The 13,894-nt window shown below is 52.0% G+C and carries 10 protein-coding genes; 4 read left to right on the top strand and 6 right to left on the bottom strand.

The features are described 5' to 3' along the window. Positions 1-57: 57 nt before the first annotated feature. The 6 genes from OEL57_RS07925 to miaB all read right to left on the bottom strand — a co-directional run bounded on the left by OEL57_RS07925 (position 58) and on the right by miaB (position 6,982). A complete protein-coding gene (locus OEL57_RS07925; protein WP_300739392.1) occupies positions 58-1,062 on the bottom strand; it encodes a response regulator in 1,005 nt (334 codons plus the stop codon). A gap of 77 nt (positions 1,063-1,139) precedes the next feature. Further along, positions 1,140-2,489, bottom strand: a complete 1,350-nt coding sequence (gene der / locus OEL57_RS07920; protein ID WP_300739390.1) for a ribosome biogenesis GTPase Der — start codon at positions 2,487-2,489, stop codon at positions 1,140-1,142. Positions 2,490-2,634: 145 nt separating this feature from the next. After that, positions 2,635-3,525 (bottom strand): GTPase Era, encoded by an 891-nt coding sequence (era, locus tag OEL57_RS07915; protein WP_300739388.1) that lies wholly within the window; start codon positions 3,523-3,525, stop codon positions 2,635-2,637. Between the two features lie 2 nt (positions 3,526-3,527). Beyond that, the gene (locus OEL57_RS07910; protein WP_300739386.1) at positions 3,528-5,207 is read right to left on the bottom strand and encodes a glutamine--tRNA ligase/YqeY domain fusion protein; all 1,680 of its coding nucleotides are present in this window, start codon (positions 5,205-5,207) and stop codon (positions 3,528-3,530) included. A gap of 12 nt (positions 5,208-5,219) precedes the next feature. After that, a complete protein-coding gene (locus tag OEL57_RS07905; protein WP_300739384.1) occupies positions 5,220-5,609 on the bottom strand; it encodes a GxxExxY protein in 390 nt (129 codons plus the stop codon). A gap of 56 nt (positions 5,610-5,665) precedes the next feature. Then, positions 5,666-6,982, bottom strand: coding sequence for a tRNA (N6-isopentenyl adenosine(37)-C2)-methylthiotransferase MiaB (gene miaB, locus OEL57_RS07900; RefSeq protein WP_300739382.1), 1,317 nt, complete (start codon positions 6,980-6,982; stop codon positions 5,666-5,668). A 276-nt stretch (positions 6,983-7,258) separates the two neighbouring features. Here miaB and OEL57_RS07895 point away from each other — a divergent pair, with 276 nt between their 5' ends. From OEL57_RS07895 to OEL57_RS07880, 4 genes are all read left to right on the top strand, one after another. Further along, complete coding sequence (locus tag OEL57_RS07895) at positions 7,259-8,131, top strand: methylenetetrahydrofolate reductase (protein WP_300739380.1); 873 nt, start codon at positions 7,259-7,261, stop codon at positions 8,129-8,131. Further along, positions 8,128-11,589, top strand: a complete 3,462-nt coding sequence (gene metH / locus OEL57_RS07890) for a methionine synthase (RefSeq protein WP_300739378.1) — start codon at positions 8,128-8,130, stop codon at positions 11,587-11,589. Before OEL57_RS07895 ends, metH begins: the two co-directional genes overlap by 4 nt. 132 nt (positions 11,590-11,721) lie before the next feature. After that, a complete protein-coding gene (locus OEL57_RS07885; RefSeq protein WP_300739376.1) occupies positions 11,722-12,906 on the top strand; it encodes an ATP-binding protein in 1,185 nt (394 codons plus the stop codon). After that, positions 12,903-13,894: ParA family protein (locus OEL57_RS07880; RefSeq protein WP_300739374.1), on the top strand; the 992-nt coding region annotated here is incomplete at its 3' end. The genes OEL57_RS07885 and OEL57_RS07880, both read left to right, overlap by 4 nt.

Below are 13,894 nucleotides of genomic sequence, written 5' to 3'. Positions count from 1 at the left end.
GGATAGTGAAGCTCTTCATCACTACAGATTCCCCCCCAAAAGTCTGCTTTAACTACTTTAGTGGTTCAGGTGCAGTACAGTTTTCAAACTTTGCACAAACGAACCAAACTGATCACCTTTAGTATCACCACGCCGCGGCTTGTTCATACACGGGTAGCCCAAGCCGGAAAGTTCCTGTACGGCGTCGGCATGGTGGAAGTCAGAAATGGCAAAAATGCTAAGACCATTAAAATTACGATGCAGCAACTGAATTAGTTCAAGCCCCCCCAAGACACCGGTACCATCCATCTTGGGCATAATCAAATCAACCAGCACCACCGGGTTGCTGTTTGAACGAAACAGGGCATCAATCTTGACCAATGCCTCTTCGCTACGAGAAAAGGGTGACACATCAAACCACTGTCCAAAGGTTTCAGCCACCGCCTCTAGCATGGCGCTGTCGTCATCAACGATTACCAGTGGAGGCAGTGTTGCCTGCTTTGGCACGAGAGGAGGCAGTTCTACAATTTCTTCAATCTGTTCGTAACCTTCATCTGCACCAAGGTCATGCTGCAGACGTACACCCTCCGCCACCAATTGATCCGGCGCACTATCCCCCAGTTCAAGAATAAGCTGCACCGGGTCAAGATAGGCGGCATCCACTGTTTCAACATCACGGGGAGCGCAGTCAAAACTCCCTTCCGTCCAGGCAAACAGAGTCATCAGGACGTTACTGATCTGCTCCCGCACGGTCTGTTCAATCACCTGTAAATCAACATTAAAGCGATGATGCAGGATCGTACCGATCCGCTCACGAAACTGTTCCTGTTGCTGGATGGCCAAGGCCTGCTGCACCATTTCGGGTGTGGCTGCTCCGTTACGGATCAGCAGTTCTCCAAGACTCTGCTGAAAACCTGTGGAGGTCACCCTGACCAGTAGACCGTCACGAAACTGCAGCACCGCCTCACGTCCTCGGCTTTTGAGGGTCAGGATGCCGGTGCGACGACTCACTCCGACAATCTGAAGGATCTCGTCAAGCCCCAGCTCTTCCAGTTTTCCATGCAGTCCGCTCTGCATCTGCATGACAATCTCTCCTTACCTATAACTACGATAATTAAGGCGTTAATGATAAACCACAGAACACCGTGAGTAAAGGCATATCACGGCTTTTTAGTTTTTCTTTCCCTTCCATTCAGATCTTTGCGCTCTCTACCACGGAACAACAACCTGAACGGTGTTCCCTTGAAACCAAAGGCATCACGAAAACGGTTGCCCAGATAACGTTGGTACGGTGTCAACACGCCATCAGGCTGGTTGGTAAAGATGGCAAAAGTAGGCGGTTTAACCCCAACCTGGGTGGCAAAATAGAATTTAACCCGGCGGGCATGGTGTAACGGCGCGTGATGAGCCTCCACCGCCTCCTTAAAGACGCGGTTTAACTCTGCAGTGGTAACTCTGCGGGAATACTGCTCTGCGACCACTGCAGCCTCTTCCATTATCTTATGAATCCGTTGGCCGCTCTTGGCAGAGACAAACACGATCGGGGCAAAGGCCAGGAACTTGAATTCGTACTGAATCTGCTCCACAAACTTGCCAACCGTCTTGTTATCCTTCTCAAGGGTATCCCACTTATTAACCACAAATACGCAGGCACGGCCCGCCTCATACACATAGCCGGCAATATGCTTATCCTGTTCAGTGATGCCGTCTTCCGCATTCAGTACGATCAGGGCCACATCAGCACGCTCAATGCTTTTTAAGGCATCGACTACGCTGTATTTTTCAAGTTTCTGGCTGGTCTTGCCCTTGCGCCGGATACCGGCAGTATCAATCAGGCAGTAACGCTTTTTGTTGCAACTAAAGAAGGTGTCAACAGAATCACGGGTGGTTCCGGCAACAGGGTTGGCTACCACCCGTTCAAACCCCAACAGGCAATTGACCAGCGATGACTTGCCCACATTGGGACGTCCCACCACCGCAATACTGGTTACCTCATCTTCGCCCGGCGTCGTCTCATCAGGCAGCAAGGCCATTATTTCATCCAACAGGTCCCGAATACCACGATTATGGGCTGCCGAGATGGTGTGCATGTTGTCGATGCCCAGAGCATAAAACTCGGCAGCCTCGTTTTCGATCTTCTCACCGTCAACCTTGTTAACCACATAGAAAACCGGTTTGTCCACCCGCCGCAACATGGAAGCGACCTCCGTATCTGCCGGAGTCAGCCCCTGTTTGGCATCCATAAGAAAGATAATGATTTCTGCCTCTTCCATGGCCAGCAATGACTGCTCTCGCATCTGCTGCAGCATCCGGTCTTCTGTCACCGGTTCAAACCCGCCGGTATCCACCAGAATAAACGGCTTGTCATACCGCTCCACCACCGCGTAGTTACGGTCACGGGTCACACCGGGCATATCATCCACAATCGCCCTGCGCTCACCAACAATCCGGTTGAACAGGGTTGATTTGCCCACATTGGGACGCCCTACAATGGCTACTATTGATTTCATTTTCGAGCCTCTTTCAAAATGTCATGAGGAAGGCCGGATACAAGGCGTACGGCGCGCAGCGACTGAGACATACCAATGCAGGTAGGCGAAGGAGCGAGCACCGCGCAACGCAGCAGACGACCTCCGCAGTAGTTTTGAAAGAGGCTCACTCGTATCCCAATTCTCTCAACATGGCGGTCCGCTCAGTCCAGCGTTCCTGCACCTGCACAAACAACTCCAGATAGACCTTGGTCCCCAGCAGACGCTCAATATCACGGCGGGCCTGTTCGCCGATCTTCTTCAACATGGTTCCCCGTTTGCCGATGATGATCCCTTTGTGGGAATCACGCTCCACCATAATGATGGCATTAATGACAACCAGCCCGTCCTCACGCTCAGTAAACGCCTCCACCACTACAGCAGTGCCATAGGGTACCTCACGGTTGGTCAGACGAAATACCTTTTCACGGATCAGCTCTGCCACAATAAACTTTTCCGGCAGGTCGGTCAGGATATCATCCGGGAAGAGCGCCACCCCTTCCGGTAGTTGTTCCCGCACCAGATCAACCAGACGCTCAATATTACTGCCGCTTTGGGCAGAGATCGGAATAATCTCCGGAAAGTCGTACAGCCGGGTATAGCCCTCAATCACGGTAAACAGTTTTTCTTTGGGGGTTACCTGATCAATCTTGTTCAAGACCAGATAGATCGGCGCTCCGGCCTTGCTGCAGATATCTTTGATAAACGCTTCTTCAATCTTCAGGGTCGCATCCACCACCAGCAGCATCAGATCAACCCCGGTTACCACGGTCATGGCAGCATCCACCATGGCCCGGTTAATTCTGGTACGGGCGGTATGGATACCAGGTGTATCCACAAACACGATCTGACCAGTTTCATCAGATAAAATACCACGGATCACGTTGCGGGTGGTCTGGGGTTTATCCGACACCGCCACAATCTTCTCACCCAGAATCCGGTTCAACAGGGTGGACTTGCCTACATTTGGGCGGCCGATAATGGAGACAAAACCTGCTTTAAATGGTGTATCACTCATGGTTAATTCTTTCCGCCCCAGGTATCCCGCAGGGTCACAACACGGTTAAATACCGGTTTACCCGGCTGCGAATCCTTCTGATCAGCACAGAAATAGCCCAGTCGTTCAAACTGGAAGCTCTGACCAGGCGCTGTAGCAAGCAGAGCTGCTTCAACCCGGCACTCCGGCAGGGTCTGCAAAGATTCTGGATTCAGGAACTGCTTGTAATCAGCCCCACCCCGGTCAGGGTTGGCATCACTGAACAGACGATCAAACAGCCGAGCCTCCACCGTGGCGGCATGGGGGGCAGAGAGCCAGTGGATCACCCCTTTGATCTTGCGACCATCGGAAGTCATCGGCCCATTGGTGGAGCCGGGATCATAATCAGCATGCAGCTCAACCACCCTGCCCTGCTCATCCTTGATCATACCAGTACATTTAACCACGTAGGCATATTTCAATTTAACTTCGCCGCCCACTGTCAGACGGTGGAACCCTTTGGACGGGTTCTCCATAAAGTCATCGACATCAATAATGATCTCACGTGAAAATGGAAGTTTACGGGTACCCAATTCAGGTTTTGATGGATGGTTGGCCACCTCAAACTCTTCGGTCTTGTCTTCAGGATAGTTGTCAATGATCAGCTTGATTGGATGCAGCACTGCCATGGCCCGCAGGGCGTTATCATTCAGGTCATTCCTGACGCAATCCTCCAGCAGCTCATAGCCAATCCAGGCGTCACTGCGGCCAACGCCGATCCGGTCACAGAAGGTGCGGATAGATGCCGGAGTAAAGCCGCGCCGCTTCAAGCCCATGATAGTCGGCATGCGGGGGTCGTCCCAGCCATTCACCAGACCGGTCTGTACCAGCTCCTGCAGTTTGCGCTTGCTCATTACGGTGTAGGAGAGATTCAGCCGGGCAAACTCGTACTGACGCGGCTTGGCCGGAACCGGCAGGTTCTCCAGAAACCACTCGTACAGCGGGCGGTGCGATTCAAACTCCAGGGTGCAGATGGAGTGGGTGATCCCCTCAATAGCATCGGACTGGCCGTGGGTAAAGTCGTACATCGGGTAGATGCACCAGGCATCGCCCACATGGGGATGACTGGTGTGCAGAATCCGGTACAGCACCGGGTCACGCAGGTTCATGTTCGGGGAGGCCATATCAATCTTGGCCCGCAACACTTTCATGCCGTCAGTAAACTCACCAGCCCGCATCCTGCGGAATTGATCCAAACTCTCCTCAACAGTGCGCCCACGGAACGGTGATTCCTTACCTGCTTCCGTCAGGGTGCCACGATATTCCTTCATCTGTTCCGGGCTCAGGTCATCCACATAAGCCTTACCCTGCCCAATCAGGTACTCAGCCCACTGATAGAGCTGCTCAAAGTACTCTGAGGCGTGATAGAGGTGTTCACCCCAGTCAAAACCCAGCCAGCGCACGCTCTCCTTGATGGATTCGATATACTCGGTATCTTCCTTGACCGGGTTGGTATCATCAAAACGCAGATGGCAGACACCGCCAAAATCGCGGGCCAGGCCGAAGTTAAGGCAGATTGACTTGGCATGACCAATATGCAGGTAGCCGTTGGGCTCAGGCGGAAAGCGGGTCACCACGGTCTGATGCTTGCCACTGGCAAGGTCGTCGCTGACAATGGTTCGCAGAAAGTTTGCTGTTGGGGTGTTGGTTGCTTCGGTGCTCATGGATGCCTCACATTATTTTACCGCAGAGGACGCAGAGGATCGCAGAGGTTGAAAACCGTTGACCATCCTCTTGATACCGTCCTTGAGGTGCATGACATTGAAATTTATAAGAAGCCCTACCTGAAGATCACTTAACTTCAAATAGGACAACAGTTGTGCTTCATGAATTGGTGCAATTTTTTCAACGGATTTTAACTCAACCACAACAGAATCGGCGACAAGTAGATCAATACGGTAACCAGCGTCAAGCCGAATTCCTTCATACACAATGGGAAGCTCAACCTGACTTTTTACCTCAAGGTTTCTCTTTAATAATTCATGTTTCAAGCAGGTTTCATAAGCGCTTTCCAGCAAACCCGGCCCCAAGGCTGAATGCACCTTCATGGCCGCGTCTACAATCATACCTGAAAGACTCTTGAGGTTTTCCTCTGTGTACCTCTGCGTCCTCTGCGGTGAGATCACAGCAGTTCCCCCAACAGGGAGTTGGCATATCCTTCCAGAATCTTCACATCCACCAGCCTGCCGATCAGAGTCGGCGAGCCTGCCAGATTGACAATCCGCCCACTATCGCTCCGGCCGCTGACCTGTCCATGTCGCTTGGCCAAACCCTCCACCAGCACCTGCTGGGTCGAGCCGACATAGGCCTCATTGTAGATACGGGAATGCACTGCCTGCAGTTTCTGTAACCGATCCAGTCTTGCCAGTTTAACCTCTTTGGCCAGGTCATCCGTCAGTTCTGCAGCCTTGGTACCGGGCCGGGGTGAATAGACAAAGGAGAACAGGTCAAAGTAGCGCACCGCTTCCATCAACGAGAGGGTCTCCTCAAACTCGGCCTCGGTCTCGCCGGGAAAGCCGACAATCATATCTCCGGTAATCTTGATCTCCGGCCTGGCATGACGCAGCTTGGCAATGGTCTCCAGGTAGTGCTCGCGACTGTAGCCCCGGTTCATCGCCTTCAGTATCCGGTTATTACCAGCCTGGGCCGGCAGGTGCAGAGAACCGCACAGCTTGGGCAGATCAGCAAAGCAGGCAATCAGGTCGTCAGACATATCCTTGGGATGGGAGGTCACAAACCTGACCCGATCGATACCGTTTACAGCAGTAACAGCGCTGACAAGCTCTGCGAAGGGCGGCTGCTCCTCCCCTTTAAGACCGTAGGAATTGACGTTCTGCCCCAGCAACACCACTTCACGCAACCCCTGATCAGCCAAATCCTGCACCTCCTGCAGGATCTCAGCAAAACGGCGGCTGATCTCCCTGCCCCGCACATAAGGGACAATGCAGTAGGAACAAAAGTTATCGCAGCCCTGCATCACGGTGACAAAGGCGGAAACCCGTTTACGGCCTTCAATCGGCGGAAACAGGTCCAACCGCTCACTGCTGTCCAGGAAATCGGTCTCAGCCCGTCGCCTGCCCTGCTCGGCATCTTTCACCATCTCCGGAACCAGATGCAGGTTGTGGGTGCCAAACACCAGATCCACCCAGGGAAACTTCTGTAACAACTCATCACCCATCTGCTGGGCAACGCAGCCAGCCACACCGATCAGGGTGCCGGGCTTTTTACGCTTCAGATTCTTCAGGTTGGCAATGTTCTGGAGCAGACACTCCTCTGCCCCGGCCCGCACCGTACAGGTGTTGAACAGGATCAGGCTGGCCTCATGTCTGCGACTCGTCTGGGTGTACCCCAAAGGCTGCAGCATGGTCACAATCCGTTCAGAATCGTTGACATTCATCTGACAGCCAACCGTATCAATGTAGAGTTTTTTCTGGTTCATAGAATCGTTTTTTATAGTGTTTTTGGGGCATTCCGTCAATACAAAGCTGGTTTAAACAACAGTTTTTGTGGCGCAGCCAGCACAGGCCTGCTATAGTTCATAATTCAAACCTTTAAACTTTTTACCGCGGAGGACACAGAGGTTCGCAAAGGAAAAACAAGATCTGGAAGTTACATCTCGTTTTATTTTCGTTTTTAAATTTTCCTCTGTGTTCCTCAGCGTCCTCTGTGGTGAGTTGGTTTCACCTTATTCAGACTAACAAGGATGTGATTAACAATGAAAATTGCTGACAAACTTGCAACCGGCTGCCGTTTTGTCTCAGTTGAATACTTCCCTCCCAAAGAGCGCCAGGACTGGCCTGCCTTTTTCAAGGTGGTAGAACGCCTGGCCAGCCTGAACCCCCTATTTGCTTCAGTTACCTACGGTGCAGGTGGCAGCAATCAGGATGCAACATTTGAGATTGTAACTCACATGCAACAGCAGTTGGGACTTGAGACCATGACCCACCTGACCTGCGTTGGTGCCCAGGCAGACCGTCTGAACCACTTTCTTGACAAGCTTGGCAAGGCCGGTATCCAGAACATCCTGGCCCTGCGTGGTGACCCGCCACAGGAAACGCCGGTGGAACAGTTAACGGAATCGCCGTTCCACTTTGCATCAGACCTGGTCTCCTTTGTGGGCCAGTCCCACCCTGAAATGGGAATCAGCGTAGCTGCCTACCCGGAGACCCACCCTGAGGCGATCTCTGCTGATGCAGACCTGGGTTACCTGAAGTTGAAGATGGATCTGGGGGGCGCCTTTGCGGTTACCCAACTCTTTTTCGATAACCAGCTCTACTTTGATTTTGTGAAGCGCGCCCAGGAACGTGGCATCACCAAGCTGATCATCCCCGGTATCCTGCCGGTCTTAAACCTGAAGATGATTGAGCGGATTAAACAACTCTCCGGCGCCTTTATACCGCCTGATTTTATGGCGGCTTTGGAGGCTGCTGATCAGCGCGGCGGCGCAGCCGAAGTGCGTAAGGTGGGGGTAGCCCATGCCCGCAAACAGGCAGAAGAGCTGCTGGCTGCCGGGGTGCAAGGGGTTCACCTCTACACCTTTAATAAAGCTGAAGCCATACTTGAACTGACTGAAGGACTCTTGCCATGACCAACAATCCCGTACTCCACGCCCTATCACAACGCATTCTGATCCTTGACGGTGCCATGGGCACCCAGTTACAGGCCCGCAACCTGACCGCTGCTGATTTTGGCGGTGAAGAGTATGAAGGCTGTAATGAGATGCTGGTGCTAACCCGTCCTGATGTGATCGAGGATGTGCATAAAGCATATCTTGAGGCTGGTGCTGATATTGTAGAAACCTGCTCCTTTGGCTCTACTGATATTGTTCTGGCTGAATATGGTCTGCAGGATAAGGTGTTTGAACTGAACAAGGCATCTGCGGTTGTTGCCCGCAGGGCCTGCGATACTTACAGCACACCGGACAAACCCCGCTTTGTGGCCGGTTCAATGGGGCCAACCACCCGTACCCTGTCTATCACTCCGGGTGTAACCTTTGAAGAACTGGTAATCGCTTTCAGGGATCAGACCATCGGTCTGCTTGCTGGTGGAGTTGATCTGCTGTTGCTCGAAACGGCTCTGGACACACTGAATTTGAAGGCAGCTGCAGAAGGTATCAGGCTGGCCTTTGAACAGACAAAACAAAAGGTGCCGATTATGGTTTCTGTCACCCTGGAACCAACGGGAACCATGCTGGCAGGACAGAATGTTGAAGCACTGTATGCCAGCCTGACCCACCTTGAAGAAAATCTTGGTCTCATAAGTATTGGTCTTAACTGTGCCACCGGTCCGGAGTTTATGACCGATCACCTGCGGGCCATGTCTGAACTGGCCACCTGCCATATCTCGGTCTACCCCAATGCCGGCCTGCCTGATGAAAACGGACATTTTGAAGAGTCCCCGGATTCCCTGGCCCAGAAACTGTCCCGCTTTGTGGATCAGGGCTGGCTGAACATTATTGGCGGCTGCTGCGGCACCTCACCGGCTCATATTGCGGCAATAGCTAAAATGGCAGCGGGCAGGCAGCCCCGCAAACCGGTTACAAGCCGACGTAAACTGGTTTCCGGCATTGAACCGCTGTTTATTGAAGAGGATAACCGTCCGATTCTGGTTGGTGAGCGGACCAACGTCATCGGCTCACGCAAGTTCAAGAACATGATCGTGGCAGGTCAGTTTGAAGAAGCGGCCGAGATCGCCCGGGCTCAGGTCAAGACCGGTGCCCAGGTGATTGATATCTGTGTGGCAAACCCGGATCGGGATGAACTGGCTGACATGGAGCAGATGCTGCTCTATCTGCCCAAAAAAGTACGGGCGCCGATCATGATTGATTCCACCGACGCCAAGGTCACCGAGCTGGCCCTGCAACGTCTGCAGGGCAAATGCCTGCTCAACTCCATCAACCTTGAAGAGGGTGAAGAGCGTTTTGCCAGGGTGGCTCCTCTTTTGCGCCAGTACGGCGGTGCTGTGGTGGTGGGCTGCATTGATGAAGATCCCAAACATGGCATGGCGGTTACACGCCAACGCAAGCTGGAGGTTGCCCAACGCTCATACGATCTGCTGGTCAACAAATACGGTTTGCGCCCGGAAGATCTGATCTTTGATCCCCTGGTCTTTCCGGTGGGCAGCGGAGATGACAACTACATCGGTTCGGCGGTTGAGACCATTGAAGGGGTGCGGCTGATCACTGAGGCATTTCCCCAGTGCAGTACCATCCTGGGGATCTCAAACGTATCCTTTGGCCTGCCCGCTGCAGGACGGGAGGTGCTCAACGCGGTGTTCCTGTACCACTGCGTCAAGGCTGGTCTGACCTATGCCATTGTTAACACAGAAAAACTGGAGCGCTACGCATCCATACCGGAAGAAGAACGAACCCTGGCTGAGAACCTGTTGTTCTGGCGGGGAGAAGATCCGGTAGCTGCCTTTGCCGCTGCCTTCCGTGATAAAAAACCGGTATCCCATGCACCCAAGGCAGAGCTGCCCCTTGATGAACGGCTTGGCCTGTATATTATTGAAGGGGTCAAGGATGGCCTGAGCACAGACCTTGATGCTGCCCTGGCACGTGGGGACAAGCCGCTGGATATTATCAACGGTGCGCTGATGGCTGGCATGGCTGAAGTGGGCAGACTGTTTAACGACAACCAACTGATTGTGGCCGAGGTGCTGCAATCTGCCGAGGCGATGAAGGCAGCGGTCTTACATCTGGAACCGCACCTCTCAAAGAATGAGACCTCCAGCAAGGGCAAGATGCTGCTGGCAACCGTCAAGGGCGATGTCCATGACATCGGCAAAAACCTGGTGGAGATTATCCTCTCTAACAACGGTTTTGAGGTGGTTAACCTGGGAATCAAGGTGGGGCCTGAGGAATTGATTGCCGCTGCCAAACGTGAAAAGCCGGACTTCATCGGCCTGTCTGGCCTGCTGGTAAAAAGCGCCCTGCAGATGATTGTCACTGCCTCAGACATGAAAGCAGCAGGTATTGATGCCCCGCTGCTGGTTGGTGGCGCTGCCCTGTCCCGTGCCTTTGCCAATAACCGTATTGCGCTGGAATATGGGGGCCCGGTATTGTACGCCAAGGATGCTATGGCTGGCCTGGAACTGGCCAACCAACTGGTTGATCCCAAATTGCGGCAAGAGTTGATGCTGGAACTGGCCAAACAGCAGGAAGACAGCGCCAAAGTTGCAGCAGCCAAGGCAACTGGCCAGCCAACGCCTACAACCGGATCTACAAAATCAGCTATCAGCACCAGCGCTCCCATTCTGGCTGCGCCTGACCTTGAGCAGCATATCCTGCGGGATATCCCGGTTGGCCAGGTCATCCCCTATCTCAACCGCCAGATGCTCTATACCAAACATTTAGGCCTGACAGGGTCGGTTGATAAGCTGCTGGCTGGCCAGGATGAAAAGGCAACCAAGCTGCATCTGACCGTTGAAGCGATGCTGGAGCGGGTACTGCAGGAAGGTCTGATCAAGCCCCAGGCAATTTATAGTTTTTATCAAACCAATGGTGATGGCAATGACCTGATCCTGTTCAATGCAGATGGTTCAGAGGCAACCCGCTTTAACCTGCCACGTCAGAACAGTGGCGAAAAGCTCTGTGTGGCAGATTTTGTACGGCCTGCAGCTGGTGGCGAAAAGGACACCATGGCGCTGTTTGCAGTAACCTGCGGTCAGGGAGTGCGTGAACTGTCTGAAAAATGGAAGACTGAAGGGGACTATCTCAACTCTCACCTGCTGCAGGCACTAGCCCTTGAAATGGCAGAAGCCACTGCTGAATACCTGCACAAGCGGATCCGCACCTCATGGGGAATTGTGGATGATCAGGCCCTGACCATGAAACAACTCTTTAATGCTGAGTATCAGGGTATCCGGGTATCCTTCGGCTATCCAGCCTGCCCTAATCTTGATGACCAGCGAAAACTGTTTACATTATTGAAGCCCGAGCAGATCGGCATTCAGCTGACTGAAGGGGATATGATGGACCCCGAGGCATCAATATCGGCCTTAGCGTTCCATCACCCGCAGGGAAAATATTTTGATGTGGGGCGATAGCATGGCTTTACGTCTAAACACGGCTATTTTACACAGAGCACAGCAGAGAATGACTTCTATTAATTTTTGGCCTTCAATAACTCTTAAAAAAGCCTGAAACAACGAACAAGCTGCTTAGAGAACGGAGGTTCTATGTTAACCGAAGACCAACTAAATGAACTATTGACCAATATGGAAGCCGACAATATCGAGCGTACCGTATCATTGGATAATACGGATAAGTTCAGCCAAGCTATTTGTGCTTTTGCTAATGACCTCCCTAATCATCGCCAACCTGGCTACTTACTTATCGGGGTTAGAGACAATGGGGTGTTATCTGGGTTAACTGTTACTGACGAACTACTAAAAAACTTGGGTGGTATCCGATCCGATGGAAATGTACTACCCCAACCATTTATGAATGTAGGCAAGTTTTCCCTTTCCGGTGGTGATGTGGCTGTGGTGGAAGTACACCCTTCTGATCTTCCGCCCGTCCGCTATAAAGGTCGTGTTCACATTCGAGTTGGGCCGCGTAAGGGTATCGCTAACGAACAAGAAGAACGCGTTCTTACGGAGCGACGAGTTGCATATGCTCGTTCCTTTGATGCACGACCATGCTTTGAGGCGCCGCTTGATGAAATTGCACTGGGACAATTCGATGCTTATCGCCGAGAAGCCGTGGATCCTGAAACTATTGCAGCGAACCATCGACCAATTGAACTTCAACTTGCATCTCTAAGGCTGTACGATCCAGAACGTGCATGCCTTACTCATGCAGGTATATTGCTCTTCGGAAAGAACCCACGCTTTTTTCTACCAGGTGCTTATGTGCAATATCTCAAGTTGCCTGGTTCTGACTTGACAGAATTACCAGACGATCAAGCAGAAATCTCCGGTGACCTTCATTCTGTACTGCGTGAATTGGAGGGCCGACTTAAGCTGCTAATCCACACAACAATGCGTGCGGTTAGCGCACTTGAAGAAAAGCTGCAACCAGACTATCCGGAGTGGGCATTACGGGAACTACTTATGAATGCTGTTATGCATCGTAACTATGACAGTAATTCACCTATTCGTTTTTACGCATTTAGCGACCATATTGAGATCCAAAGCCCAGGCGGCTTATATGGAGAGGCAACACCCGAAAACTTTCCGTCTCGAAATAGCTACCGAAACCCTGTAATTGCCGAAGCCATGAAATCGCTCGGCTTTGTTAACAGATTTGGCTACGGTGTTCAGCGGGCTCAGGCACTATTGGAACAAAACGGCAACCCTCCAGCTCAATTCGAGTTTGACGAGCACTCCGTGTTGGTCAAGGTTTTTCGGAGGTTGACATGAAGACAATCGCGTTTTTCAACAACAAAGGCGGCGTGGGTAAGACCTCACTTGTGTATCACTTGTCATGGATGTTTGCTGACCATGGCATCAAAACACTTGCTGTTGATCTTGACCCGCAAGCCAACCTTACTGCTATGTTTCTTGACGAGGATCGTTTGGAAAACTTGTGGCCCGATGATGAACATCCAGACACTGTATATGGGGCAATTCGACCGATTCTAAGAGGCGTCGGAGACATCGCACAACCACAAGTAGAGATGGTTGCCAAAAATCTCGGTATTATTCCAGGTGACCTTGGTTTGTCACGGTTTGAAGACAAACTATCGGATGCGTGGCCACGATGTCATAATCGTGACGAATCCGCTTTTCGTACCATGACGGCGTTTCATCGCCTCGTCCAGCGCGGCGCTGAATGGGGAGCAGAACTTGTGTTGATTGATGTAGGCCCCAACTTGGGAGCAATTAACCGCTCAGCATTGATTGCCTCCGATCAAGTTTGCCTGCCACTGGCCCCGGATCTTTTCTCTTTGCAGGGTCTCAAGAACCTTGGGCCGACACTACGGGAGTGGCGTTCAGTCTGGGCGGACCTGCTTTCCAAGGCACCACTAGATCTGCCGATGCCTAAAGGATTAATGCAACCTGTTGGCTACATTGTTATGCAACATGGCATTCTCGATACTCGACCTGTTAAAGCATATAAACGGTGGATGGATCGCATACCTAAAGTTTATCGAGAAGCAGTTTTGGATGAATTGATTAGGAAACAACCTTTGCCTTCTGTTGCACAGGATCCATACTGTCTTTCATTGCTCAAGCATTATCGAAGCTTAATGCCAATGGCTATGGAAGCACGTAAACCAATATTTTTCCTCAAGTCTGCCGATGGAGCGATTGGCGCTCACATTGAAGCAGTAAGAAGTTGTTACACAGACTTCCAAAAACTAGCTGGCAAAATAGCAGCATCTGCTGGAGTAGCGTTTGACAATCC

The sequence above is a fragment of the Trichlorobacter sp. genome, assembly GCF_030247655.1.
Classification (GTDB): domain Bacteria; phylum Desulfobacterota; class Desulfuromonadia; order Geobacterales; family Pseudopelobacteraceae; genus Trichlorobacter.
This window is presented reverse-complemented; position numbering and strand designations above follow the sequence as displayed.